We start from the raw sequence: 23,733 nt of genomic DNA, 5'->3' as shown, positions 1-23,733 counted from the left end.
CTCCTCCATCGGGTGCCTCAGCGGAGGTGGTGCTGGGGGGAGGCGAGGATCGCCCGCGCGACGGCGGTGATCGCCCCGTCGAAGTTCGCGTCGACCCTCGTGCCGGCGGAGACCCCGGCCACGTCGAGGATCAGCGCCCGTTCCCGGTCGGACAGCTTCTGCCGGACCAGCCGTCGGGCCAGCGCGTCCACGTACGCCCCGGCGGTGGCGGGCGGGTCGGCCACCAGCTTCTCCGGCCGGGTGTGGGTGAACACGGTGCGGTTGGCGGCGAGCAGTTCGTTCGCCTCGTTCCAGCCGTTGACCATCGTGCCCGCCGACGTCCAGGCCACGTAGACGTCCGGGTAGCCGTCCGGGGTGGGCTGACCCATCGGGTGGTGGCCCAGCTCGCGCAGCTTGTCGGAGACCTGCCGCAGGCCGCGCGCGTACGGGGTGCGGCGGTTGTCGCCGTTGGCGTGGCCCGGTGCCGCGTCCGGGGAGACGCCGAGGGTGCGGTACGTGGCGACCAGGTACTCCAGTGGGCGGCGCACCTTCTGCCCCACCGCCGCCCAGAACTCCGAGGAGCTGAACAGCGTCATCAGCACCGGCTTGATCTGGCCGTGGTTCGCGGCGTAGGTCTTGGCCAGCCGGTCCACCAGGGACTTCGGTGGGGTGTCCGAGACGAACCGGACGGCCAGGTTCTGTGCCACGTACTTCGCGGTGGACGGGTGCAACGCGATGTGGGTGAGGTACGCGTCGATCGCCGCCTCGGCCCGCTTCGGGTCCGCCGAGTCGTTGGCGTGGCGGAAGCCGAGGATCTTGACCTTGCCGACGTAGTGGCGCTCGGGGCGGAAGACGTACGCGCCGTCCTGGACGCCCCGGCCGGTCTGGAGCAGCGCGGCCTGGCGGACGTCGGCCTCGGTGTAGCCGCCGTCGACCCCGACCGAGTACAGCTCCAGGTTCTCCCGGGCCAGGTTCTCGTTGACCGCGTCCGCCCGGGAGTCCACCTGGTTGAGATAGAGCAGCAGGGCCGGGTGCCGGTTGGCGGCCAGCAGCATCTGCGGGTAGCTGCCCAGCGCGTGTTTGCGCACCACGTCCCGGTCGAACGAGTTGCGGTACACCTCGCCGCCGTCGAACTCGGCGGCCACGTGCAGGAAGTCGTTCCAGAAGTCGACCATCACCTCGAGGAGCTGGCGGTCCGACCAGATCTGCCGGGCGACGGTGGCGTCCACCATCTCCCGCTCCGGTTGGGCGCCCCGCTCGTTGAGCTGGTCCCGCTGCTCGCGCAGTTCCTCGACGGAGAGCTTCAGGGTGGGCAGTTCGGCGAGCTTGAGTTCCGCCCGGGTCGGGGCGATCTTCTCCGGCTCCAGTTGCCAGCGCACCCAGCCGTCGATGCCGCGCTGTTTGATCTCGGCGAGCACGGCGGCGGTCGGCCCGAAGGTCAACCGGCGGGCCAGGTGCGTCGCCGGGTCCTTGCTGAGCACCGTCTTGACGGTCACCTTGGTCTCCGCCGCAGCCTGCGCCGGACCGGAGTAGACGCGACCGCCGGTGGGGGCGTTCTTCTTCAGCACCTCACCGGCGCGGGAGCCCATGTAGCTCTCGTTCTGCTCGGTGTAGGTGCGGACCGTACTCGGCCGCTGCCCGCTGGGACGGGCCGGCGTACCGTCGGTCGTGGTGGTCCCGGTGGCGTCGCCGGCGACCGCCGCGCCGTCGCCGAAGAGGCCGCGCACCTGCGGCGTCATCGCCAGGGCCGCGCCACCGGCGACCACGGCGGCGGTACCGCCCAGCGCGGCCAGCGCCCGACGCCGGCCGACCCGGCGACCATCGTCGTCGTCACCGTCCGCATCGGGCGGTCCGCCCACCGGCATCGGCGGCACCCCGTGCCCGTCCGGCCCGATCCACTGCGGGCGACCGTCATGGCCGTACGGGTCCACCTGGTACTGCTGCCGGGGTGCGGCGTAGGGGTCGGCCGGGTGCGGCCCGGGCCGGGGGTACGGGTCGACCTGGTGCGGCCGGGGTGCGGGGTGCGGGTGGGGCTGGCGGGATCGGGGGTACGGGCGGGGGTCGTGTCCGCGTTCGTCGCGGCGGGGTGGCACATGCTGGTCTGCCATACCGTTCCCGTTTCTACCCAGCGTCGCGCTCACGGCCGAGCGGGGGTGGTGAGGTGCGACGACTGCTGCCGGAGGGGGTTGCCCCGGCAAGGTAGTCAGCGGCATGTGACCCGACAAGACAGGCCGTCCCGCCCGCCCGGGGCGACTTAAGGCAACGCTCAACGCGAACGGAGATCGCCTACCGCACCAGTCACCCGGGTACGCACCTCGCGAGCAGCACGGACGACCCGAGCCACCGACCGCAGGTGACAATCCCACCTGCCCGGTCGAGGTCGGACCGGTTCGACCCCACAGGCAGATTTAAGGCAGGACTAAGGCGGCGCTCAGGCGTCCGGACGCGCTACCGCCGCCGTTGTTTCGCGCTTGCGCCGCGCTCCCGCCGGTGCGGGCGACCGGACCGGCCAAAGTAGGACCAGCAGGAGAGCGTGAGCCGTCTCCGCAGTGGGTATTCCGCCGCGCCGTTGCTGAACGCGTGAGGGGAAGGCACATGCTCAGCAAAGAGGACCAGCGCCGTTTCGAGCAGATCACCCGCAATCTCCGGGAGAGCGATCCGGCGTTCTTCGCCCGGCTCGACAACCGCTCCCGGATGCGACGCGGCCGGATGCTGCTGTTGATGACCATCGTGTTGTGGGCGGCCCTGCCGGCCACGACCGTACTCGCCGGCCGACTGGCCGGGGCGGTGTACGCCGTCCTGCTGGTCGTCAACACCGCCCTGATGTGGCGGTACCGGCACCGCTGGGTCTGACCGGCGGTCCGTTCACTCGCCGAGCTGCCGGTACGCCTGGCGCAGACGCTCGGCCAGACCCGGCCCGCCGATCGCCGGTGCGGGTGCGCCGAGTTGCCGCAACAACAGGTCCGGCCGGCTCGCCAGGCTCGGCGGGCGGTCCGGCAGCGGCACCGGCGGCAACCAGAACCGGTCGACCGTCTCGGCGAGCGGCGGGGCCGGCAGATCGGTGAGGACCCGTGCCGCACCGGCCGCCGGGAGACCCACGTCGCCGCCGGACGACCGGTCGGCAGCACCGTTCGCTGCCGGGCCGCCTGCCGGCTGTGCGCCTGCTGTCGGGCCGTCTGCTTGTGGGGCGGCGTCGGTGGCCACGGATGGTGGGCCGACGTGGACGGACCCGGTCGGGGTGCCGCGCAGCTCGCGCAGTCGGGCGAGCAGGTCGTCCCGGCTGCGGCCCCGCCAGTGCAGCAGGGCGAACGGGTCCGCGTCGAACGCCTCGGCCAGCAGATAGAACGTGGCCGCGAGGTGTTTGCAGGGCACCGCCGCGTCCGGGCAGGAGCAGTGCTGTTCCAGGTCGCTCACCGCAGCGGGGAACAGCGGTGCGCCGAGCGTGGCGAGCAGCTCCTCCAGCTCGGCCGGCAGGTCACCGGCGAGCAGCCGGGCGCTGAAGAACGCCTGGGCGGCCAACTCCGTCTCGATCCGGGTCCAGAGGTCGGCCGGGAACGGCGGCAACGCCACCCGGACCTGGTACGGCCGGGGTCGTGAACCCTGCACCACCGCGTCCACGCGTCCGGGGTGGACGTCGAGGCGTACCACCTGGCCGGCCCGTGCGTACGCCCGGCCCCGGGTCAGCCGGGTGCCGAGCGCGAACGACTCCAGCACCTCCAGGAACCGCCGCGACCACCAGGACACCCCGATGGCGCCCCGGGTGCTGCGGGCGCGCAGCCCGCCGTCGACCCGACGCGGCGGACCGTAGTCGGCGAACCTGCCCTCGGTCACTCGGCCACCGCCCCGGCCTCCAACGCGAACAGCTCCCGCAACTGGGTGGTGGACAACTCGGTGATCCACTGCTCACCGGTGCCGACGACCGAGGCGGCCAGGCCGCGCTTCTCGGCGATCAGCGCGGCGACCTTCTCCTCCACCGTGCCAGCGCAGACGAACTTGCGGACCTGGACCCGGCGACGCTGCCCGATCCGGAACGCCCGGTCGGTGGCCTGGTCCTCCACCGCCGGATTCCACCACCGGTCGACGTGCACCACGTGGTTGGCGGCGGTCAGCGTCAGGCCCGTCCCGCCGGCCTTGAGGGAGAGCACGAACAGGGCGGGTCCGTCGTCGGACTGGAAGCGGGCCACCATCTCGTCCCGCTCGGCCTTGCCGACCCCGCCGTGCAGGAACAGCACCTCCCGGCCGAACCGGGCCGCAAGGTGACCGCGCAGCATCCCGCCGAACTCGGCGTACTGGGTGAACAGCAGCGCCTTCTCCCCCGCCGCCAGGACCTCGTCGAGAATCTCCGCCAACCGGGCCAGCTTGCCGGAGCGTCCGTCCAACGGGGAACCGTCGCGCAGCAACTGCGCCGGATGGTTGCAGACCTGCTTGAGCCGGGTCATCGTGGCCAGCACCAGACCCCGCCGCTCGATGCCCTCGGAGGACTCGATCCGGGCCAGCATGTCGTCGACCACCACCCGGTAGAGCGCCGCCTGCTCGGCGGTGAGGTTGCAGACGACCTCCATCTCCAGCTTCTCCGGCAGGTCCGAGATGATCGACGCGTCCGTCTTGAGCCGACGCAGCACGAACGGGCCGGTGATCCGGCGCAGCCGCTCGGCGGTGTCGGCGTCGCCGTGCCGCTCGATCGGCTCGGCGAACCGCTTACGGAAGGTCGCGGCCGGACCGAGCAGCCCCGGATTGGCGAACTGCATGATGGACCAGAGGTCGGCGAGCCGGTTCTCCACCGGCGTACCGGTCACCGCCAGCCGGTGCCGGGCGGGCAGCAACCGCACCGCCTCGGCCTGCCGGGTGGCGGCGTTCTTGATCGCCTGCGCCTCGTCCAGCACGACCCGGTGCCAGTCCACCCCGGCCAGGTCCACCGCGTCTCGCGCCGCCACCGAGTACGTGGTGAGCACCAGGTCCACCTCCTGCGCGGCGGCACCGACGTCGTCACCCCGCGCCCGCTGCGCGCCGTGGTGCACGTGCACACGCAGCTCCGGGGCGAACCGGGCCGCCTCCCGCTGCCAGTTGCCGACCAGCGACATCGGGCAGACCAGCAGGGTCGGCCCGGCCTCGGCCGGGTCACCGGCCAGCAGGGCCAGCAACTGCACCGTCTTGCCCAGCCCCATGTCGTCGGCGAGCACCCCGCCGAGCCCCAGCGACTGGAGGAACGCCAGCCAGGCCAGCCCCCGCCGCTGGTACGGCCGCAGCGTGCCGTGGAACGACGGCGGCGGGTCCAGCGGCGTGAGCCGACGCTCCACCGACCCGGCGAGCAGGTCACCCAACGCCCCGTCGGCGGTCACCTCCAGCACCGGCAGGGCGTCCGGTTGCGTACCGTCGGCGAGCCCGAGCCGCAGCAGGTCGGCGACGGTCAGCTCGCCGGTGGACCGCAACAGGCGCAGACCGGCGGCGAGCCGCTTCGGGTCCAGCTCGACCCACTGTCCACGCAGCCGCACCAGCGGCGTCTTCACCTCGACCAGCCGGGCCAACTCCTCCTCGGTCAACGGATGGTCGCCGAGCGCCACCTCCCACCGGTAGTCGACCAGGGCGTCCAACCCGACCCGGTCGGTCGGTCCGCTGACCGTGCCGGGCGCGGCCCGCGAGCCCGCGCGCAGCCGCGCGCCCAACCGCGACGCGGGCCGCTGCCACCACGACGGCAGCAGCACCGTGAACCCGGCGGCGTGCAGCATCGGCGCGCCCTCGCGCAGGAACCGGTGTGCCCCGTCGGCGTCCAGCTCCAGCGCCTCCGGGGTGGCGGTCCGCAGCGCCGTGTCCAGCTCCGGCCAGAGGCGGCTGGCCCGGCCCAGCTCAGCCAGCAACGTCTCCTGCGGCTGGGCACCCGCGACGGCGCCGCCCTCGCCACGCCACACCTGACCGGCGTCGACGTGCAGACCCGACTCGTCGGCCGCGCGCAACCCGAACTCCACCCGCCACCCGCCCGGGTCCGCCACCGCCGCGTCCAGGTCGAGCGGCACCACCGTCACCGGGCCGGGCACCTCCTCGGTCGGCGGTTCCACCAGCCGGAAGCTCGCCCGTACCGTCCCGCCCGCGGCGTCCCGCTGCCAGGCGTCCAGCTCGGACCGGAGCAGGTCCAGCGCCGCCGGCTCGGCCGTGAACTCACGGTGCGGCCCGGTCAGCGCGCCGAGCCAGGACGCCACCGCCGTGCCCGGGCGTACGCCCTTGGCCAGCGCGGTCTCCGGCAGCGCCGCCCGCACCGCCGCGTCGGTCACCACATCCAGCGCATCCCCCACCACCCCACCCGGACGTAAGGAAGGGCCCCCTGTTAACGCCTCAGGTAGAGCAGGGGACCCCTGTTCACTTTCACGCCGGGCGGTGCGCGCCGAGCCGCTCGTCCGGCGCGCCGGGGAACCGACGACACTGCCGGGCGTCGGCAGGGCGGGCAGGTCCGTCTCGACCACCGCGCGGGCGACCGGCGGCAGGGCCAGCGCCAACGACCGCGCCCAGGCCGCGTCGGTGCCGGTGAGCAGTGGACGCCACACCGCACGCGCGGGCACGCCGTCTCCCGGTCGCCCGGTGCCGGCCGCCGTCGACCGGGTCCGGGCACTGGACCGTCGTTTGGGCTGGTGGGTCTGGTGGGCCTGGTGGGCCAGGTGGGCCAGGTGGGCCGGGGAGGCCGGGTGAGGGGTCGGCGGGGCGGCGAGGCCGGGCAGGACGCGGCCCCGGCCGGCCAGGTCGACGGCGAAGGCGGCCACCTCGGCCAGGTGTCGCAGGGCGGCACCCGGCACGGCGGACACGCCGTCGAGGCCGCGGAGCAGCACCAGGGCGGCGTCCGGACCGTACGCCAGCACGGGCACCCGCCAACCGGCCAGGGTGACCCGGCCCCGGGCCGGTGCCACGACGCTGGTCCGGACCAGTTCCGGCGAGTCCACCGGCGCGCCGCCCCGGGTGGGCAGGCTCAGCAACACGGTGCCGAGGTCGGCCGGTTCGGCGGCCTCGCCCGCCACGGCGGTCAGCGCGGCGTGGTCGGCGGCGAACGGGTGTGGCCGTTCCCGGGGTGCCCGCCCCGGTCGGCGCGGCGTCTCCGGGTCCCGGGTGCTGTCCTCGGCCCAGACGGCGAGACCGCGACCAGGCAGCCACACCCCGTGCACGACCAGCACGCCACGCCCCCTCGTCGAGTAAGGAGGGACCCCTGCTAACGCCTCCGGTAGAGGAGGGGTCCCCTGCTAACAACCGGGTCAGCTTAGGCGGCACCGCACGGCTACCGTCGACGCCATGTACGACCTTCTGGTGATCGGTGGACTCGGTGTCGACGTACGGGTGCGGGTGCCCGGATTGCCGCTGCCGGTTCTCGACTCGGTCACCGTCGACCCGATCGACCTGCGGATCGGCAACACGGGTGCCGGGGTGCTGCTCGCCGCGCACGCGCTCGGGCTGCGGGTGGCAGTGATCGACACGATCGGTGCCGACCCGGCCGGGGACGTGGTGCGCGCCGCGCTGGCCCGGGCCGGCGTCCACGCCGAGCTGGCCGAGGACCCGGCCGGTACCCGCCGCTCGGTGAACCTGGTCGATCCCACCGGACGCCGGATGGCGCTGTACGACCCCCGGGCCTCGGACGGTCCCGCGCCGTTCCGCATCGAGCGGCTGGCGGCGCTGGTCGAGGACGCCACCCACGTCCACCTGTCGATCATGAGTTGGGTCCGGGACCTGCTGCCCGCCCTCGCCGGCATACTCGCCGAGAGGGTGAGCAGCTCCACCGACCTGCACGACTGGGACGGGCGCAACCCCTATCACCGGCCCTTCGCCGAGATCGCCGAGCTGGTCCTGGTCAGTGGCGCGGCGCTGGGCGACCGGGCGGCGGCGACAGCCGCCACGTTCGCACCGGGCCCGGTTCTGGTGACGCGGGGCGCGGACGGCGCGGAGCTGCACCTCGGCGGCCGCGTCCACCGGGTGCCGGCCGCCGTGCCGCCCGGCCCGGTGGTCGACAGCAACGGCGCCGGGGACGCCTTCGCCGCCGGGGTCGTCGCGGCCCGATCACGCGGCGCGACCTGGGCAGAGGCTGCCGGGTACGCGGCCGGGGTGGCCGCCGCCGCCTGCACCCACGACGGCATGGAGTACCCGCCGGGGCTGCTCCCCCTGCCCTGACGGCCGCCCGGCCGTCGATGCCGCGCGCGTCGTCCGACCGCGGGCGACGGTCAGAGGGCGCCGGTGGTGCCGTCGGTCAGTTCCCGAAGGATGTCGGCGTGCCCGACGTGCCGTGCGGTCTCCTCGATCATGTGCACCAGGATCCAGCGCAGCGACACCTCACCGAGCTGCGGTTGCGGCACCACGTGGTCCAGGTCGAAGCGGGCCGCGATCTCCCGCGACCGATCACACGTCCGCTCGTAGTCGACGGCCAGGCTCTCCACCGTGTCCGCCTCGTCCAGGGTGAAGCTGGCCAGCGCCGCCTCCTCCGAGGTGGGGAACACCTCGCCCGGTGCCGGATCGAGCAGGAAGTGGAACCAGTTGCGTTCGATCTCGGTGAGGTGTTTGACCAGCCCGGCGACCGTGGTCGCCGAGGGCAGCAGCCGACGGGCCGCGTCGGCGTCGGAGAGGCCGCGCAGCTTGCGCAGCAGCACCGCCCGGTGGAAATCGAGGAACGATTCGAGGATCTCCCGTTCGCCGGCCACCCGGTTGACGACCGGGCCGAGCGTCGGGTCTATCGCGATCTCCGCCATGACCGGAGATTAGCCCCTTTCCGACCCATCGGCTGTCCCCCGTGCCCCGGCTATCCACTGCACGGCGGCGGCGGGCGGGGCAGGATGGGCGCATGGCATCCTCGGTTGAGATCCCGCTGGTAGGTGGCGAGGCGGACGGACAGCAGGTCACCGTCGAGCTGGACCCCAACGGCCGTCCCCCACTGACCCACCACCATCTGGGCTCGGGCGGCCTGGCCGGGGCAGACATCTACGAGCTGGAGTCGGTCGACGCCCAGAGCCAGCAGTGGCGCTACTGCTGGCGCGGCCCGGCCGTCTGATCCGCCCGACGCGCGACGCGGCCCACCGACCGAGCACACAGGTCAGGCGCCGACCTCGACCAGGGACCGGGTGCGCAGGTTCTCCAGCACCGACCGGGTGACCTGCGAGGTGCCCCGGGCCTCCTCGCAGACCTGGGCGACCCGCTGGGCGGTGGTCTCCCGCCGCTGGTCACGCTCGTCCCACAGTTGGTCGACCTCGGCCAGCAGCGGCCCCTCCACCTCCCGCTCCACGCCGCGCAGCGCCGGCACCCCGAGTCGCTGGGCCAGGTCGAAGACCTTTCCGGCGTACGGCAGGGGCAGGAACGGCGTACCCATCATCGCGGCGAAGATCAGGAAGTGCAGCCGCATGCCGACGGCCAGGTCGAAGTGGCGCATCAGCCCGAGTACCTGTTGCGGCGAGTAGGTGCCGTGCAGGATGCGGCCGCGCTCGGCAGCGATCATGTGCGAGAGCACCCCGTGCGAGTGCCGGATGTCGTCGCGCTCCATCGGAACGAACAGCACGTGCGCGTCGATCCGGTGCACCAGGAAGTCGCCGATCTGGGCCAGCAGCCGGTGGTAGCCGTCGACGTCGAGCCGTTCGGCGGCCCGGCCGGGTTCCCGTACGCTCATGCCGACCAGCCGCTTGCCCGCCGGGACGCCCTCCTCGCGCAGCAGTTCCGCCGGGAAGTCCTCCGGTTCCAGCAGGAACGCCGGGTCGGCGGTGACGGTGATCGGGTTGAGCAGTCCGGCCTCCTCCAGCACCATCCGCGACTCCTGGTCGCGGACGGTCACCTGGGTGGCGCCGGCCAGCGTCTCCCGCACCATCCCGGTGTCGACCATCTCGCTGAGCGGCCCCACCCCCACCGCGTACGTCAGCAGTGGCAGGCCGCGTTCCTGGGCGACCCGCACCACGCGTAGGTAGCGGCGGGCCTCCTTGTCGTAGAGGATGCCGCCGCCGCCGAGGATGAGCAGGTCGAGCTGCGACAACACCAGGGCGGAGTCGGTACGGCTGACCCCCTCCCACGGCACCGCCTCGACGTCCGGGTGCGCCGCCGCAGTGTGCGCCGGGTTCCGTGAGAAGACGATGATCCGGGCGTTCGGCTCCTGTTCCCGCAGGTCGGCCAGCAGGCCGGTGAGGATGGCCTCGTCACCGAGGTTGCGCCCGCCGTACGAGCCGAGCACGCCGATGGTCAGTCCGGCACGCGTCATCCGTCGCTCCTCCCCAGGTGCGTCCGCATCGACGTCTTCCCGCTGCACCGGCGAACAGTCCTCGCCGCGCCGGGGGCACCGCCCGAGCGGCGATCGGGGTTCAGGAGGGCTCGGCGGACAACCGGGACACCAGGGCGACGACCACGTCGTCGGGGTCGAACCCGGCGTCGATCGAGGGGGTGAGCAGGTCGAGCAGCAGCCCGTCCACGGCGTACCGCAGCAGGGTCACCTCGAACGCGCCACCGGGCAGGCCGGCGGCCAATTGGTGCGCGACGTCGTCGCGGTAGCCCTGCCGCAGGGTGGCGCCGAGGATCCGGGCCAGGTCGGGACGGCGGGTCGCCTCCAGGCGCAACTCGATCAGGGCGCGGGTGAGTTCCGGCTGCCGGGTGGTCCGCTCGACGATGTACCGGACGTAGTCGGTCAGCAGGGCCGTGGAGGGTTCCCGGGCGGCCAGTCCGGCCAGCACCGTCTCGTCGGGGGCGAACCGCTCGAAGATCCGCTCGCCGAGCGCGCCGAGCAGGGCGTCCCGGGAGCGGAAGTAGTTGGAGGCGGTGCCGACCGGTACGCCCGCCTCGGTGTCGACGGCCCGGTGGGTGAGCCCCCGCGCGCCCTGCGCCGCCAGTACCCGCAGCCCGGCGTCTGCCAGGGCCGCTCGTCGCTCGGGGTTGCGTGCCATGGGGAGCACCCTAGCAACAACCACGACAGGTGTTGTAGTTTAAGGTCAACCACAACATCCGTAGTGATTGGAGTACCGCTTGCGATCCCTCGTCTACTACGTCGCCAGCACGATCGACGGCTTCATCGCCGCCCCCGACGGGGCGTTCGACTTCTTCGGCCCCGACCCCGAGGTGGCGCAACACCTCGCCACGCACTGGCCGCAGACCTTCCCGACCTTCGCCCACGCACAGCTCGGCATCGACCGCCCGCAGGGCCGGTTCGACGCCGTCCTGATGGGCCGGGCCACCTACGAACCCGCCCTGAAACTCGGTATCGCCAGCCCGTACGCCCACCTGAAGCAGTACGTCTTCGCCCGCTCGCTGCCGCCGTCGGAGGATCCGGCGGTGGAGATCGTCTCCGACGACGCGGTCGCCTTCGTCCGCGACCTCAAGCAACAGTCCGGCGGCGACATCTGGCTCTGCGGCGGCGGCCAGCTCGCCGGCCAACTGCTGCCCGAGGTGGACGAACTGATGGTCAAGGTCAACCCGATCGTCGCGGGCAGCGGCATCCCGCTCGCCGACCGCTCGTTCGACCTACAGCACTTCGCCCTGGCCGACGCCACCCCCATCGGCGCGGGCGTGGTCATGCTGCACTACACCCGATAGACAGGGCTCGCCGGGCAAGTCGGCGAGGTGTCGGCGGCGCGGTCAGTCGGGGGTGTTCAGGGTGTGGGTGAGGAACGGGAGCACCACCGTCGGCAGGGCGGGCGAGTCCACGATGTCGTAGTGGGTGAGCCCGGGCAGGACGGCCAGACGGGCGTCCGGCCGGTCCGCACCGTCCCAACCGGCGTCCCGGTGGCCGCCGCCGAGCAGGCCGAAGAACTCCACCATGTGCGCGGGACGGATCGAGTCGGCGTCGGCGAAGACCAGCAGGGTGGGGGTGGTCAGCGCGGCCACCTCCGCGGACCAGTCGTACTCGCGGCGCAACAGCTCACCGGTCCGGGCCCAGAGCTTGGGCCAGTCGTCGGGGCGGGGCGCGACCTGCCGATAGAGCTCGTACGCGGGGATGCCCCGCATCCGCTCGCCGGCCGCCTCGTCGGGCTCCGGCATCCCGGCGAGTACCTCGGGGAACCAGCCCTGACGTCGGCACGGCGCGGAGACCACCACCAGCCGGCGGAGCAGGTGCCGGTGCTGGACCGCCAGCCGCAGGCCGACCCCGCCACCGAGGGAGAAGCCCAGCACGTCGACCGGCCCCAGACCCAGGTGGTCGATGAACGCGGCCACGTCGTCGGCCATCGACTCGTACCGCATCGGACGGTCGACGTCGGCGGTGCGTCCGTGACCCGGCAGGTCGACGCTGATCACCCGGCGGCGCTGCGCCAGCGCGGGCCGGATCGCGGCGAAGGTCTCCACCGCGCCGAACCCGCCGTGCAGCAGCACCAACGGCCGCCCGGTGCCGTGTGTCTCGTACCAGAACCGCACGTCGGCGACCTCGGCGTAGCCCACTCGCGCACCTCCCCGTCCGCGTCGGCATCGACCCGACGACGACGGTACGCGGCACCCGTCCGACTCGGCTCCGATTGCCCGAGACCGCACCCCTGTCATCACGCGGTCGATGAGGGTGGCCCGGCCCGTGCCCGATTGGCGCTCGGGACCTGGCCGACAGCACGGTGGGCGCCTGTCGAGCTGAGAGCGTTGACGGATCGCGTGGGATGGTCCCGGCCTGCGGCGCCCCGTGCCCGGAGGTGCGACAGCGCCGACGGTTCAGCTCGACAGGCGCCGAACTAGGAACCAAGGAGGTCGCCGCCGACGTGCATTTTCGTACCCGAACCGCACGTCGGCGACCTCGACGTCTGCCTAACCACCCCAGCGCTCTGCCGGTCTGTAGTCGAAGCGCCGGGTTCGCCGTAGACGACGCGCGATACGGACTCGGCCCGGAGAAGTGGTCTCCGGGCCGTCGTTGGATCTGGTGGGCGCGGCAGGTTTCGAACCTGCGACCCCTCGCTTGTAAGGCGAGTGCTCTCCCGCTGAGCTACGCGCCCGGGACACCGTCCGGCCGAGCCGGCGGTTGGCAAGCCTACCCTGCCGCCCACCGGCCCAACCGGACGGTTACCACCGTTCGGGACGGGTCAGGCGCTGGCCTCGGCCAGGGCCTTGCGCCACCCGTGCTGGTCGCGCGGTTCGCCCGGCATGTTCATCTCGGCGAACCGGACCACGCCGTTCTTGTCGATGACGAAGGTGCCCCGGTTGGCGATGCCGGCGACCTCGTTGAAGACGCCGTACGCCTGAGCGACGGCACCGTGCGGCCAGAAGTCCGACAGCAGCGGGAACTGGTATCCCTCGCGGTCCGCCCAGATCTTGTGGGCGTACACCGAGTCGACGCTGACGGTGAGCACCTGGACGTCGTCGCTGACGTACTCGTCGAGGTTGTCCCGCACCTCGCACAGCTCGCCCTGGCAGATGCCGGTGAAGGCCAGCGGGTAGAAGACCAGCAGGACGGTACGCCGGTCACGGAAGTCGGCGAGCCGTACCTCCTGGTTGTTCTGGTCCTTCAGCACGAAGTCCGGCGCCTCGGCACCAACCTCGATCGGCATGCGAGCTCCTTCGGGAGTCAGGTCGGGTCGGCCTCAGCCTGTCACACCGCTGAGCAGGGTCACTTCTTGCCCTTGGCGCCCCGGCGCAGCACGAGACGGGCCCCGCTCCAGTCCTTGCCGGCGTTGATGGTGGAGGTCTGTTGCAGGCCGGCGGTGGGTGCCGACTCGGCGACCTCGCTCGGCTCCACGTGCCCGTCACGGCCGGCCTTGGGCGTCAACAGCCACACGACCCCGTTGTCGGCCAGGGGGCCGAGGGCGTCGACGAGGAGTTCGAAGAGATCACCGTCGCCGTCGCGGTACCACACCAGCACCGCGTCGACCACCTCGTCGGTGTCCTCGTCGACCAGATCACCACAACGGTCCGTCAGGGCGTCTCGGAGATCGGAGTCGACGTCGTCGTCGTAACCCATCTCCATGACGACCATCCCCGGCTCGATGCCGAACCGGTCCGCCAGGCTGCGTACCCCGTCGGCAGCCTGACCAGCGGTCGCGCTCACTGTCGCGTGCCTCCTCATCTCGTGGCGAGTTCGCGGCGTCCCCTCCGAACGCCGTCAGGCAAAGTCCACACAGTTGTGCCCTCCGGCGCAAGTGGCGCACCGGGTGGAACGAAATTTACCGTGCCAGCAGCGTACGGGCACCCTGGGTGATGGCCTCCTCGGACACTAGGACCTGACGGGCAGCCGGACCTAATGGTACAAATGAGTCAACTGCTGCCACCCGTCGTGCCGCACCGACATAACCGGCATCGACCAGGGCAGCCAGCACTCCCTCACCCACCCCGCCGGAGCGCCGGGTCTCGTCCACCACCAGCACCCGGCCGGTCGCGGTGGCCTCCCGGATGAGATCGGCCACCGGCAGCGGAGCCAGCCACCGCAGGTCCACCACCCGGGTGCCGACGCCCTCGTCGGCCAGCGCCGACGCGGCCCGCAACGACATGCGTACGCCGTTACCGAACGTGATGATGGTGACGTCCTCGGCCGAGCCGACGCCGTACACCCGGGCCCGCCCGACCGGCACGTGCGCGCCCGCCCAGGCGCCCGGCTCGGCGTACCCGGCCAGCCACTCCCCGTCGCCGTCGGTGTAGAGGTCGCGGGTGTGGTAGAGCCCGATCGGCTCCAGGAACACACAGACACTGCCGTCCACCGCCGCGCTCGCCAGGCAGGTCCGCAGCATCGCCGCCGCGTCGTCCGGTCGCGCGGGTACGGCGACCACCAGCCCGGGCACGTCCCGCAGCACCGCCACCGAGTTCTCGTTGTGGAAGTGCCCGCCGAAACCCTCCTGGTACGCCAGCCCGGCCACCCGCACCACCATCGGGTTACGCAACGCGCCCTGCGAGAAGAACCTCATGGTGGCCGCCTCGCCACGCAACTGGTCCTCGGCGTTGTGCAGGTACGCCAGATATTGGATCTCAGGCACCGGCAGCATCCCGGCCAGCCCGGCACCGAGCCCCAGGCCGAGGATCGAGGTCTCGTCGAGCAACGTATCGAAGACCCGGGCGACACCGAACCGGTCCCGCAGGCCCTTCGTCACCCCGTACACCCCGCCCTTGGCGGCGACGTCCTCGCCGAAGACGGCCATCTGCGGATGGTCGAGCAGCCCGTCGGTGAGCGCGGCGTTGATGCTCTGCGCCAGCGTCAGCGGGCCGACCAGCTCCGGCGGCTTGCCGCCGAACGCCTCGACCCGCGCGCCCGCGCCCGGACCGGCCGCCCGGTCGCCCGCCTCGGCCACCGCACGGGCCACCCGCAGCGGTCGGCGGGGCGCCAGCGGGGCGACCACCTCGGCCGGGCTGGCCAGCTTCGGCTCGTCGAGCACCCCCTCGGCCAGCCGACGGATCCGCCAGCCGACCTCGTCGTAGCGGTCCAGCAGCTCCGCGCCGCTGGCCAGGCCCGCCTCGACCAACCGCCGGGCGGTGGCCACCAGCGGATCCCGGTCCAGGTCGGCACGGATCTCCCCGGCCGACCGGTACGCGCTCTCGGCGTCCGCGCCTGCGTGCCCCATCAACCGCACCGTGGTCAGGTGCAGGACGGCCGGACGCCGGTGCCGACGTACCCAGGCCGCCGCCTCGACCGCCACCTCGTACGTCTCGACCAGGTCCGTGCCGTCGGCAGCGAAGTACCGCACCCCCGGCTTCGACCGCAGCGCCGTCGCCACCCAGCCCTGCGGGGATCGCAGGCTCAGTCCCAGGCCGTTGTCCTCGCACACGAACAGCACCGGGATGCGCAGGCCGGTGTGGTCGTACCAGCCGGCGGTGTTGAAGGCGGCGGTGGCGCTGGCGTGGTTGATCGAGGCGTCCCCGAACGAGCAGACCACGATCGCGTCGGGTGCCCACGTCGCCGCCGGTGTCTCTCCCGGCCGGGTCGGCTCCTGCCGCGTCTCCAGCCGACGCAGCCGCTCCACCGCGAGACCCATGCCGACCGCCCGGGGCAGGTGCGAGGCGACCGTCGAGGTGGTCGGCACCACGGCGAGGTCGGCCCGGCCGAAGACCTTGTGCCGGCCTCCGGCGATCGGCTCCTCCCGCGAGGCCACCATCCCGCGCAGCACGTCCCGGGCCGCGTCCGCGTACCCCGGGTCCACCGCCCGCGCGCCAACCGACCCGCCACCCGCCGTCCCCGGCACCGCAGCGCCCTCGGCGGGTTCGGCACCGTCGGCCGGTTCGACATCATCCGCGGGCGCTTCGCCCTCCTCAGCCGGTTCGACATCGTCCTGGGTCGGTTCGGCGTCCTCGGCCGGACCCGGATCGCCGCCCACGGGTGTGGTGTTCTCGGCGCGTTCGGACTCCCCCGTCATCCCGACGATCGACGGAGGCGGTGTGGCGAACGCGTTCGAGGGTTCGCCGTCGCCTCCGGGCGGGTCCGCGTCGGACTCCCGGCCGGTGTCGGGCTCCGCGTTGCGGGCGGCCTGAGCGGCCCGTACGCAGTAGAACGCGCCGGAGCGGTAGTGCAGCAGGGCCGGGTCGGTGGGGCGCAGCGCTGCGGCGACCCCGGCGTTGCCTTCGTGCCCGGCCGAGCCGATCGTGTAGTAGCCCTCACCGAAGCTGCGGAGCCAGCGCCCGGCGAGGTCGAGTTGGCGGCTGGTGACCTGGGCGTCGAAGAGGTCCAACAGCTCTGCGCCGGTCAGCGTGGCACCGTCGGCCACCGGCTGTGCCGGGTCGGCGCGGCGCCCCGGCGCGGCGAGGGCGGCCAGGGCCTCCCGGAACCGGTCGTCGAGATCCTGCGGGGTGGTCACGTCCGACAGCATTACCGACCGAGGCACGCCTCGCCCACCTGAGCACGTTTCACGCACCTGGGACGGCGCGGCGCATCGGACCGTACGGCCCAGGTGGTGGCACCCACCAGGGGTGGGCCGTCCGTCGGGTGGAGGATGCCCGGCCCACCGTTGGCCCGAGTGACCGGCCTCAGACGCCGAACTGCTCAGGGCAGCCGCCGTCGGAGACCTTCCAGACCAGCTTGCCGAGGACCACCAACTCCTCCGTGCTGAGCCCGGCCAGCAGTCGTGAGTCGGACAGCACCTCGTGGACGCGGTCCCGCATCCGCCGACCCGCCTCGGTCACCACCAGCGTCCGCTGCCGCCGGTCGGCCGGGTCGGCGCGGCGCTCCACCAGCCCGGCCCGCTCCAGCTTGTCGACCAGCGCGGTCACGTTGGACCGGTCGCAGCGCAACTGCTCGGCCAGCTCGCGGGCGGGCAGCGGGCGATCCGGGTCCAGCTCGTAGAGCGCGCGGGCGACCGCCGGGGTCAGCCCCAGTGCGGCGATCTCGGTGTCCTGGTGGTGCCGCAGGGCGCCGGCCACGTGCATGATCCGCCGGACCGTGTCGCCGGCCACCCGGGACCGGTCGGCCCGACCCGGGCCGACCAGGGTGACGGGTGGTCGCAGCATGCTCGGATTCTACGTTCCGGCCGGATTCGGGCAGCTCCGCCGTTACGCCGGTGTGGTGGTCAGCCGGGCAGGAAGGAGAAGCGGACCTGCCGGCTGGTGTTGTCGCCGTTGGTGTCGACCAGGCAGACCGACTGCCAGGTGCCGAGGGCGAGCCGGCCGCCGAGCACGGGCAGCGTCGCGTACGGGGCGACGAAGGCGGGCAGCACGTGGTCGCGGCCGTGCCCGGGCGACCCGTGCCGGTGCTGCCACCGGTCGTCGGTGGGCAGCAGGGCGTCCAGCGCGGTGAGCAGGTCGTCGTCGGAGCCTGCACCGGTCTCGATGATGGCCACCCCGGCGGTGGCGTGCGGCACGAACACGTGCAGCAGTCCGTCGCCCTGCCCGGCGAGGAACTGCTCGGCCTCGGCGGTGATGTCCCGGACGGTCGGCCGGGAACCGGTCCGGATGCTGATCACCTCACTACGCATACCCCTCATTCTGCCCGGTTACGAGATCTTGTACCGGCGCGCTCGGTGGCGTTTCCTGGCAAGATCGTCTACGACCCGTCGCAGCCTGCGCGACGACCTGAAGTTACTGGTCGGTACGTGTGTCGCGCGTCGCCCTTGGGCCGGGTGGACGTGACGGCGAGTGCCGCGACGGGGCAGGATGGCGCTAGAGACCTATCCCACACACAACCGAGGGAACGCCTGTGGCTACGGAACGCAAGCGCCCGGTGATCACGGCCGGACTGCCGAGCCAGCTTCCGGACATCGACCCTGAAGAGACCAGCGAATGGGTCGAGTCGCTCGACGGTGTCATCGATGATCGTGGCACCAAGCGGGCGCGTTACGTGATGCTGCGCCTGTTGGAGCGCGCCCGTGAGCGCCAGGTCGGCGTACCGTCGCTGACCACCACCGACTACCTCAACACGATCCCGCCGGAGCGCGAACCCTGGTTCCCGGGTGACGAGCACATCGAGCGCCGGATCCGGGCGTACGTGCGGTGGAACGCGGCGATGCTGGTGCACCGGGCGCAGCGTCCCGAGATCGGCGTCGGTGGGCACATCTCCACCTTCGCCAGCTCGGCCTCGCTGTACGAGGTGGGCTTCAACCACTTCTTCCGGGGCAAGAACCACCCGGGTGGCGGCGATCAGCTCTTCTACCAGGGGCACGCCTCCCCCGGTATGTACGCTCGCGCGTTCCTTGAGGGCCGACTGAGCGAGAACCAGCTCGACGGCTTCCGGCAGGAGCTGTCGCACCCCGGCGGCGGTCTGCCGTCGTACCCGCACCCCCGGCTGATGCCGGACTTCTGGGAGTTCCCCACCGTCTCGATGGGGCTCGGCGGACTGAACGCCATCTACCAGGCCCGGTTCAACCGCTACCTCCAGCACCGGGGCATCAAGGACACCTCCGACCAGCACGTCTGGGCCTTCCTCGGCGACGGCGAGATGGACGAGCCGGAGACCCTGGGCGCGATCGGCGTGGCCGCCCGGGAGGAGCTGGACAACCTCACCTTCGTGATCAACTGCAACCTCCAGCGCCTGGACGGTCCGGTCCGCGGCAACGGCAAGGTGATGCAGGAGCTGGAGGCGTTCTTCCGGGGCGCCGGCTGGAACGTCATCAAGGTGGTCTGGGGCCGGGAGTGGGACCCGCTGCTCGCCGCCGACACCGACGGCGCGCTGGTCAACCTGATGAACACCACGCCGGACGGCGACTACCAGACCTACAAGGCAGAGTCCGGCGCGTACGTCCGGGAGCACTTCTTCGGTCGGGACGCGCGGACCCGCAAGATGGTCGACGGCCTGAGCGACGACGAGATCTGGAACCTCAAGCGGGGCGGGCACGACTACCGCAAGCTCTACGCGGCCTACAAGGCGGCGACGGAGCACACCGGGCAACCGACGGTGATCCTGGCCAAGACGATCAAGGGCTGGACGCTCGGTCAGCACTTCGAGGGCCGCAACGCCACGCACCAGATGAAGAAGCTGACGCTGGACGACCTCAAGATGTTCCGCGACCGGCTCTACCTGGACATCCCGGACTCGGCGCTGGAGGACAACCCGTACCTGCCGCCGTACTACCGGCCGGACGAGAAGTCCGACGAGATGCAGTACCTGCACGAGCGGCGCAAGCAGCTCGGCGGCTACCTGCCGAGCCGGCGGACCAAGGCCAAGACCCTGGCCATTCCCGGCAGCGAGCGCTTCGCCGACGTCAAGCGGGGTTCGGGCAAGCAGAAGGTGGCCACCACGATGGCCTTCGTCCGGCTGCTCAAGGACCTGATGAAGGACAAGCAGTTCGGCAAGCGCTGGGTGCCGATCATCCCGGACGAGGCGCGCACCTTCGGCCTGGACTCCATCTTCCCGACCGCCAAGATCTACTCGCCGCACGGCCAGCGGTACACCTCGGTCGACCGGGAGCTGTTCCTGTCGTACAAGGAGTCCACCACCGGTCAGATCCTGCACGAGGGCATCAACGAGGCCGGTTCGGTCGCCTCGTTCACCGCCGCCGGCTCGTCGTACGCCACGCACGACGAGCCGATGATCCCGATGTACATCTTCTACTCGATGTTCGGGTTCCAGCGCACCGGCGACGGTTTCTGGGCGGCGGCCGACCAGATGGCCCGCGGCTTCGTGCTCGGCGCCACCGCCGGTCGCACCACGCTCAACGGTGAGGGCCTCCAGCACGAGGACGGCCACTCGCTGCTGCTCGCGGCCACGAACCCGGCCGTCGTCGCGTACGACCCGGCGTTCGCGTTCGAGATCGCGCACATCGTGGAGAACGGCCTGCACCGGATGTACGGCGAGGAGCAGGAGAACGTCTTCTACTACCTCACCATCTACAACGAGCCGATCCACCAGCCGGCCGAGCCGGAGGGTGTGGACGCCGAGGGCATCGTCAAGGGCATCTACCGCTACGCGGCGGCCCCGACGGTGGAGGGTGACGCCCCCCGGGCCAACGTGCTCGCCTCCGGCACCGGCATGCAGTGGGCGCTCAAGGCGCAGGAGCTGCTCGCCCAGGACTGGGGGGTGGCCGCCGACGTCTGGTCGGTGACCTCCTGGACCGAGCTGCGGCGGGACGCGGTCGAGTGCGAGGCGTACAACCTCCTGCACCCGGGCGCGGAGCAGCGGGTGCCGTACATCCAGCAGAAGCTGGCCGACGCCGACGGGCCGAAGGTCGCGGTCAGCGACTGGATGCGCGCGGTGCCGGACCTGATCTCCCGCTGGGTGCCGGGCGACTGGACCTCGCTGGGCACCGACGGCTTCGGCCTGTCGGACACCCGGCACGCGCTGCGCCGGCACTTCCGCGTCGACGCCGAGTCGATCGCGGTCGCCACGCTGCGGCAGCTCGCGCTGCGTGGCGTCGTACCGGCGCACGTACCGGCCGAGGCGGCCAAGAAGTACGCCATCGACGACGTGAACGCCGCCCCGGTCGGCGAGACCGGCGGCGACAGCTAGTACCGCACGCACTGAGAGAGGGCCTGGCGCATCGCGCCGGGCCCTCTGGCGTGTCGGTATGACACAGGCGATATCGGGAGGCGACTTCCCCCCGCAACATCACCAATCCACAATCGTCGATAGGCATCCGGCTTCCGCACGGGCACCACGCCGGCCCGGTGGACTCCCCTGTCGCGCCGTCCTCCGCCGGCTCGGACGCCGTCCGCCCCCGCGCGACGAGAGGGAGCACAGATGCGAATCGTCCGGATCGGCCTGGCCCTGGCCGTCGGCGCCCTGGTGGTGTCGACGCTGGGGCCGGGCTCGCCCTCGGTGGCACACGACCCCGCCACCCCCGCCGGGCGGGCCTCGGCCCAGGAGTTCATGGCACAGCGTGAACCGACCCAGCAGTTGGTCGCCGCCGCCGCGACGGCCTGCACGAACGGCCAGGCGGCGGGTTACCCGTGCCGCAACGTCGACCTGCTGTCGTTCCTGCCGCTGACGAGCATCGGCGGCAGCCAGGCGAACGACATCTGGGGCTGGACCGACCCCCAGACCCGCAAGGAGTACGCGATCGTCGGTCGTCGCAACGGCACCTCCTTCGTGGACATCTCGAACCCGACCGCGCCGATCTATCTCGGCAACCTGCCCGCATACCAGAACCGCACGGCGGTCTGGCGGGACATCAAGGTCTACCGCGACCACGCGTACGTGGTGGCGGACGTGTCCGGGCACGGCATGCAGGTGTTCGACCTGACCCGGTTGCGCGGCGTCACCACGCCGCAGACCTGGACGACCAACGCGCAGTACAACCAGTTCGGCAACTCGCACAACATCGCCATCAACGAGCAGACCGGCTTCGCGTACGCGGTCGGCACCAACACCTGCAGCGGCGGCCTGCACATGGTCGACATCCGGACCCCGAAGTCCCCGACATACGCCGGCTGCGTCAGCAACGACGGATACACCCACGACACCCAGTGCGTGGTGTACCGGGGTCCCGACACCGCCCACACCGGCCGGGAGATCTGTGTCAGCTCCAACGAGGACACCGTCACCGTGGTGGACGTGACCAGCAAGTCCGCTCCGCGGCAGTTGGCCCGCATCGGGTACACCGGCCGGGCGTACACCCACCAGGGCTGGTTCACCGAGGACCAGCGGTACTTCCTGCTCGACGACGAGCTGGACGAGTCCCGGCGCGGGGTCAACACCCAGACCTACATCTGGGACCTGGCCGACCTGGACGCACCCCGGCACATCGGCACCTACAGCGCGCCCTCCGGTGTCGCCGCCACCGACCACAACCAGTACGTCAAGGGGAGGTACAGCTACCAGGCCAACTACCGGGCCGGGTTGCGCATCCTGGACCTCACCGATGTGGCCGCCGGTCGGGCCACCGAGGCCGGCTTCTTCGACGTCTACCCGTCCAGCAACAGCTCCTCGATGAACGGGGCCTGGAGCACCTACCCGTACTTCCCGAGCGGTGTCGTCGTGGTCAGCGGCATCGAACAGGGGCTGTTCGTGTTGCAGCCCCGGCTGCCGTGACGACGACCAGCCAGGGGCCGACGGCGAACGCCGTCGGCCCCGTCGACGTGCCGCCCGATCCGGAGTACGCGGCCGGTCCCGGCGTCCCGGTGCCGACGGCCGGCCCGGGGACCCGTTACGCGGCGATCGCGCTGGTGCTCGCGCTGTCCCTGACGGTCGGCTTCTTCGCCGGCCGGGCCGGTGGTCCGAGCGGCGGTCCGGCCCGGCCGACCGCCGCCATGGCGGGCGGGCACGCGGGCCACGGTCCGGGTGGGCTGGAGGTCTCGCGGGACGGCTGGACGCTGACGCTGCACACGCCGGCCCTGACCGTCGGCGAGCCGACCGAACTGGCCTTCCAGATCACCGACCAGACCGGTGTCGCGCTGACCGCGTTCCAGGAGAACCACGAGCGCCGGATGCACCTGATCCTCGTCGGGCGTGACCTCTCCGGATATCAGCACCTGCACCCGGAGATGTCGCCCGACGGCACCTGGCGGGTGCGGGTGACACCGTCGGCACCCGGCCCGTTGCGGGTGATCGCCGACTTCTGGCCGCTCGGCGCCCAGGCGGGGGTCACCCTCGGGACCGACGTGCCGGTTCCCGGCCGGTACGCGGTCCGGCCGCTCGATCCGCCCGAGGAGACGGTCCTGGTCGACGACTACACGGTCACGCTGGACGGCGGCCTGCGTGCCGGCGAATCCCACCAGGTGCTGGTCTGGCTCGGTCGCCTCGGGCAACCGGTGAACGACCTGCAACCACATCTGGGCGCGTACGGGCACCTGGTCGCGTTGCGTCAGGGCGACGTGGCGTACCTGCACGTCCATCCGGCGGCGGCGAGCCAGGCCAGTTCGGTGGTGGCGTTCGGCATCACCGTGCCGTCGACGGGCACCTACCGATTGTTCTTCGAGTTCCGGCACCTCGACCAGGTACGCGTGGCGGCCTTCACCGTGTTCGTGTAGGGGGCGTCGAAAACGGTGGCGGCCCGGGTGCACCTGGTCGGGACACCGGGGCCGCCACCGCATCGTGGGTGACGCCAGGAGGTGGTCGGTCAGCCGACGGCGGCCAGGTCGGTCAGCCGAGCCAGCGAGTCCTCCAGATCGGCGCCGACCCTCCGCAGGCCGAGCCGGAGCAGCGCGGCCTTGACCGGGCCGGCCGGCCAGCGTACGACGATGAGCCGCACGACCGTCCCACCCTCGTCCTCGTCCGGGGTGAGCTGGACGTATATCTCGGTGCGCGCCTCCGCTCGGGCACCGGCGCCCTTGGCGCGTTCCCGCCAGCCGATCAGGGTCGGCTCCTGGTAGGCGATCACTTCGGCCTCATGTGCGGCACCGCGCCCGGCCTGGACCAGTTGCCGTCTGCCGAAGCCCTCTCCTGAGAGGACCTCGGCCGCACGGACGCCGGCCAGCCAGGCCGGCAACTGTTCAGCGCGCTGAACCACGTCCCAGACCGCGTTCACCGGTGCCGACACGTGCGCGCTGCGTTCCACGAGGATCATTTCCGTC

Annotated in this window: 19 protein-coding genes, 1 tRNA gene and 2 pseudogenes; 7 read left to right on the top strand and 15 right to left on the bottom strand. The window is 72.1% G+C overall.

Annotation, left to right across the window (positions count from 1 at the left end; translation table 11 throughout):
* Nucleotides 1–17 precede the first annotated feature (17 nt).
* On the bottom strand, nt 18–2,087 hold the full coding sequence (locus tag ACZ31C_RS20380) for a DUF1800 domain-containing protein (protein ID WP_465796632.1): 2,070 nt from the start codon (nt 2,085–2,087) through the stop codon (nt 18–20).
* Between the two features lie 487 nt (nt 2,088–2,574).
* Between ACZ31C_RS20380 and ACZ31C_RS20375 the strand changes: the two genes are divergently transcribed.
* Nucleotides 2,575–2,832 (top strand): DUF3040 domain-containing protein, encoded by a 258-nt coding sequence (locus ACZ31C_RS20375; protein WP_131056949.1) that lies wholly within the window; start codon nt 2,575–2,577, stop codon nt 2,830–2,832.
* 12 nt (nt 2,833–2,844) lie between these two features.
* Here ACZ31C_RS20375 and ACZ31C_RS20370 read toward each other — a convergent pair whose 3' ends face one another.
* The 3 genes and pseudogenes from ACZ31C_RS20370 to ACZ31C_RS20360 form a co-directional block, all read right to left on the bottom strand.
* Nucleotides 2,845–3,810 (bottom strand): SWIM zinc finger family protein, encoded by a 966-nt coding sequence (locus tag ACZ31C_RS20370; RefSeq protein WP_465796631.1) that lies wholly within the window; start codon nt 3,808–3,810, stop codon nt 2,845–2,847.
* A pseudogene (locus ACZ31C_RS20365) lies at nt 3,807–6,524 on the bottom strand (DEAD/DEAH box helicase); the annotation flags it as partial. The pseudogene ACZ31C_RS20365 and the gene ACZ31C_RS20370, both read right to left, overlap by 4 nt.
* 150 nt (nt 6,525–6,674) lie before the next feature.
* Nucleotides 6,675–7,133 (bottom strand): annotated as a pseudogene (locus tag ACZ31C_RS20360) (ATP-dependent helicase); the annotation flags it as partial.
* A 115-nt stretch (nt 7,134–7,248) separates the two neighbouring features.
* Here ACZ31C_RS20360 and ACZ31C_RS20355 point away from each other — a divergent pair.
* Nucleotides 7,249–8,118 carry a carbohydrate kinase family protein gene (locus ACZ31C_RS20355; protein ID WP_465796630.1) on the top strand — a complete coding sequence of 290 codons (870 nt, stop codon included), beginning with the start codon at nt 7,249–7,251 and terminating at the stop codon, nt 8,116–8,118.
* A 50-nt stretch (nt 8,119–8,168) separates the two neighbouring features.
* On the opposite strand, the gene ACZ31C_RS20350 is transcribed toward ACZ31C_RS20355, so the two are convergent.
* Nucleotides 8,169–8,690, bottom strand: coding sequence for a DinB family protein (locus tag ACZ31C_RS20350; RefSeq protein ID WP_465796629.1), 522 nt, complete (start codon nt 8,688–8,690; stop codon nt 8,169–8,171).
* A 92-nt stretch (nt 8,691–8,782) separates the two neighbouring features.
* On the opposite strand from ACZ31C_RS20350, the gene ACZ31C_RS20345 reads away from it, so the two are divergent.
* On the top strand, nt 8,783–8,989 hold the full coding sequence (locus tag ACZ31C_RS20345) for a hypothetical protein (RefSeq protein WP_350698462.1): 207 nt from the start codon (nt 8,783–8,785) through the stop codon (nt 8,987–8,989).
* A 42-nt stretch (nt 8,990–9,031) separates the two neighbouring features.
* On the opposite strand, the gene ACZ31C_RS20340 is transcribed toward ACZ31C_RS20345, so the two are convergent.
* Both ACZ31C_RS20340 and ACZ31C_RS20335 read right to left on the bottom strand, forming a co-directional pair.
* The gene (locus tag ACZ31C_RS20340; protein ID WP_465796628.1) at nt 9,032–10,177 is read right to left on the bottom strand and encodes a polysaccharide pyruvyl transferase family protein; all 1,146 of its coding nucleotides are present in this window, start codon (nt 10,175–10,177) and stop codon (nt 9,032–9,034) included.
* 100 nt (nt 10,178–10,277) lie between these two features.
* Nucleotides 10,278–10,853 (bottom strand): TetR/AcrR family transcriptional regulator, encoded by a 576-nt coding sequence (locus ACZ31C_RS20335; RefSeq protein ID WP_465796627.1) that lies wholly within the window; start codon nt 10,851–10,853, stop codon nt 10,278–10,280.
* A 79-nt stretch (nt 10,854–10,932) separates the two neighbouring features.
* On the opposite strand from ACZ31C_RS20335, the gene ACZ31C_RS20330 reads away from it, so the two are divergent.
* Entirely contained in the window at nt 10,933–11,499 is a 567-nt protein-coding gene (locus ACZ31C_RS20330) for a dihydrofolate reductase family protein (protein WP_465796626.1), read from the top strand.
* A gap of 42 nt (nt 11,500–11,541) precedes the next feature.
* Here ACZ31C_RS20330 and ACZ31C_RS20325 read toward each other — a convergent pair whose 3' ends face one another.
* The 7 genes from ACZ31C_RS20325 to ACZ31C_RS20295 all read right to left on the bottom strand — a co-directional run bounded on the left by ACZ31C_RS20325 (nt 11,542) and on the right by ACZ31C_RS20295 (nt 17,765).
* A complete protein-coding gene (locus tag ACZ31C_RS20325; protein ID WP_465796625.1) occupies nt 11,542–12,339 on the bottom strand; it encodes an alpha/beta fold hydrolase in 798 nt (265 codons plus the stop codon).
* A gap of 461 nt (nt 12,340–12,800) precedes the next feature.
* Nucleotides 12,801–12,875 (bottom strand) — tRNA-Val (locus ACZ31C_RS20320).
* An 87-nt stretch (nt 12,876–12,962) separates the two neighbouring features.
* Entirely contained in the window at nt 12,963–13,427 is a 465-nt protein-coding gene (locus ACZ31C_RS20315) for a peroxiredoxin (RefSeq protein ID WP_396750360.1), read from the bottom strand.
* A 59-nt stretch (nt 13,428–13,486) separates the two neighbouring features.
* Nucleotides 13,487–13,924 carry a DUF3052 domain-containing protein gene (locus ACZ31C_RS20310; protein ID WP_350698451.1) on the bottom strand — a complete coding sequence of 146 codons (438 nt, stop codon included), beginning with the start codon at nt 13,922–13,924 and terminating at the stop codon, nt 13,487–13,489.
* Between the two features lie 115 nt (nt 13,925–14,039).
* Entirely contained in the window at nt 14,040–16,439 is a 2,400-nt protein-coding gene (locus ACZ31C_RS20305; protein ID WP_465796771.1) for a thiamine pyrophosphate-dependent enzyme, read from the bottom strand.
* A 382-nt stretch (nt 16,440–16,821) separates the two neighbouring features.
* A complete protein-coding gene (locus ACZ31C_RS20300) occupies nt 16,822–17,301 on the bottom strand; it encodes a MarR family winged helix-turn-helix transcriptional regulator (RefSeq protein WP_465796624.1) in 480 nt (159 codons plus the stop codon).
* A gap of 59 nt (nt 17,302–17,360) precedes the next feature.
* Nucleotides 17,361–17,765 carry a YjbQ family protein gene (locus ACZ31C_RS20295; RefSeq protein ID WP_396750364.1) on the bottom strand — a complete coding sequence of 135 codons (405 nt, stop codon included), beginning with the start codon at nt 17,763–17,765 and terminating at the stop codon, nt 17,361–17,363.
* A gap of 221 nt (nt 17,766–17,986) precedes the next feature.
* Between ACZ31C_RS20295 and aceE the strand changes: the two genes are divergently transcribed.
* The 3 genes from aceE (at nt 17,987) to ACZ31C_RS20280 (ending at nt 23,190) form a co-directional block, all read left to right on the top strand.
* Nucleotides 17,987–20,731 carry a pyruvate dehydrogenase (acetyl-transferring), homodimeric type gene (gene aceE / locus ACZ31C_RS20290; RefSeq protein ID WP_465796623.1) on the top strand — a complete coding sequence of 915 codons (2,745 nt, stop codon included), beginning with the start codon at nt 17,987–17,989 and terminating at the stop codon, nt 20,729–20,731.
* A 231-nt stretch (nt 20,732–20,962) separates the two neighbouring features.
* On the top strand, nt 20,963–22,252 hold the full coding sequence (locus ACZ31C_RS20285; RefSeq protein ID WP_465796622.1) for a choice-of-anchor B family protein: 1,290 nt from the start codon (nt 20,963–20,965) through the stop codon (nt 22,250–22,252).
* Nucleotides 22,249–23,190: a hypothetical protein gene (locus tag ACZ31C_RS20280; protein WP_465796621.1), complete on the top strand. Its 942-nt coding sequence runs from the start codon at nt 22,249–22,251 to the stop codon at nt 23,188–23,190. Before ACZ31C_RS20285 ends, ACZ31C_RS20280 begins: the two co-directional genes overlap by 4 nt.
* A gap of 89 nt (nt 23,191–23,279) precedes the next feature.
* Here the strand turns inward: ACZ31C_RS20280 and ACZ31C_RS20275 are convergent, their stop codons facing one another.
* Nucleotides 23,280–23,726, bottom strand: coding sequence for an SRPBCC family protein (locus ACZ31C_RS20275; RefSeq protein WP_396750372.1), 447 nt, complete (start codon nt 23,724–23,726; stop codon nt 23,280–23,282).
* Between the last annotated feature and the right edge of the window lie 7 nt (nt 23,727–23,733).

It is taken from the genome of Micromonospora sp. NPDC023869, assembly GCF_055559695.1.
Note: the sequence above shows the minus strand (reverse complement) of the source record. Positions and strands in the feature narration are given on the sequence as shown.

Excerpts from the sequence above, each read along its gene's own strand:
- ACZ31C_RS20345 (WP_350698462.1), top strand. The coding sequence starts at position 8,783 with ATGGCATCCTCGGTTGAGATCCCGCTGGTAGGTGGCGAGGCGGACGGA.
- ACZ31C_RS20300 (WP_465796624.1), bottom strand. The coding sequence starts at position 17,301 with ATGCTGCGACCACCCGTCACCCTGGTCGGCCCGGGTCGGGCCGACCGG.
- ACZ31C_RS20350 (WP_465796629.1), bottom strand. The coding sequence starts at position 8,690 with ATGGCGGAGATCGCGATAGACCCGACGCTCGGCCCGGTCGTCAACCGG.
- ACZ31C_RS20375 (WP_131056949.1), top strand. The coding sequence starts at position 2,575 with ATGCTCAGCAAAGAGGACCAGCGCCGTTTCGAGCAGATCACCCGCAAT.
- ACZ31C_RS20380 (WP_465796632.1), bottom strand. The coding sequence starts at position 2,087 with ATGGCAGACCAGCATGTGCCACCCCGCCGCGACGAACGCGGACACGAC.
- ACZ31C_RS20315 (WP_396750360.1), bottom strand. The coding sequence starts at position 13,427 with ATGCCGATCGAGGTTGGTGCCGAGGCGCCGGACTTCGTGCTGAAGGAC.
- ACZ31C_RS20295 (WP_396750364.1), bottom strand. The coding sequence starts at position 17,765 with ATGCGTAGTGAGGTGATCAGCATCCGGACCGGTTCCCGGCCGACCGTC.
- ACZ31C_RS20335 (WP_465796627.1), bottom strand. The coding sequence starts at position 10,853 with ATGGCACGCAACCCCGAGCGACGAGCGGCCCTGGCAGACGCCGGGCTG.
- ACZ31C_RS20285 (WP_465796622.1), top strand. The coding sequence starts at position 20,963 with ATGCGAATCGTCCGGATCGGCCTGGCCCTGGCCGTCGGCGCCCTGGTG.
- ACZ31C_RS20340 (WP_465796628.1), bottom strand. The coding sequence starts at position 10,177 with ATGACGCGTGCCGGACTGACCATCGGCGTGCTCGGCTCGTACGGCGGG.
- ACZ31C_RS20355 (WP_465796630.1), top strand. The coding sequence starts at position 7,249 with ATGTACGACCTTCTGGTGATCGGTGGACTCGGTGTCGACGTACGGGTG.
- ACZ31C_RS20275 (WP_396750372.1), bottom strand. The coding sequence starts at position 23,726 with ATGATCCTCGTGGAACGCAGCGCGCACGTGTCGGCACCGGTGAACGCG.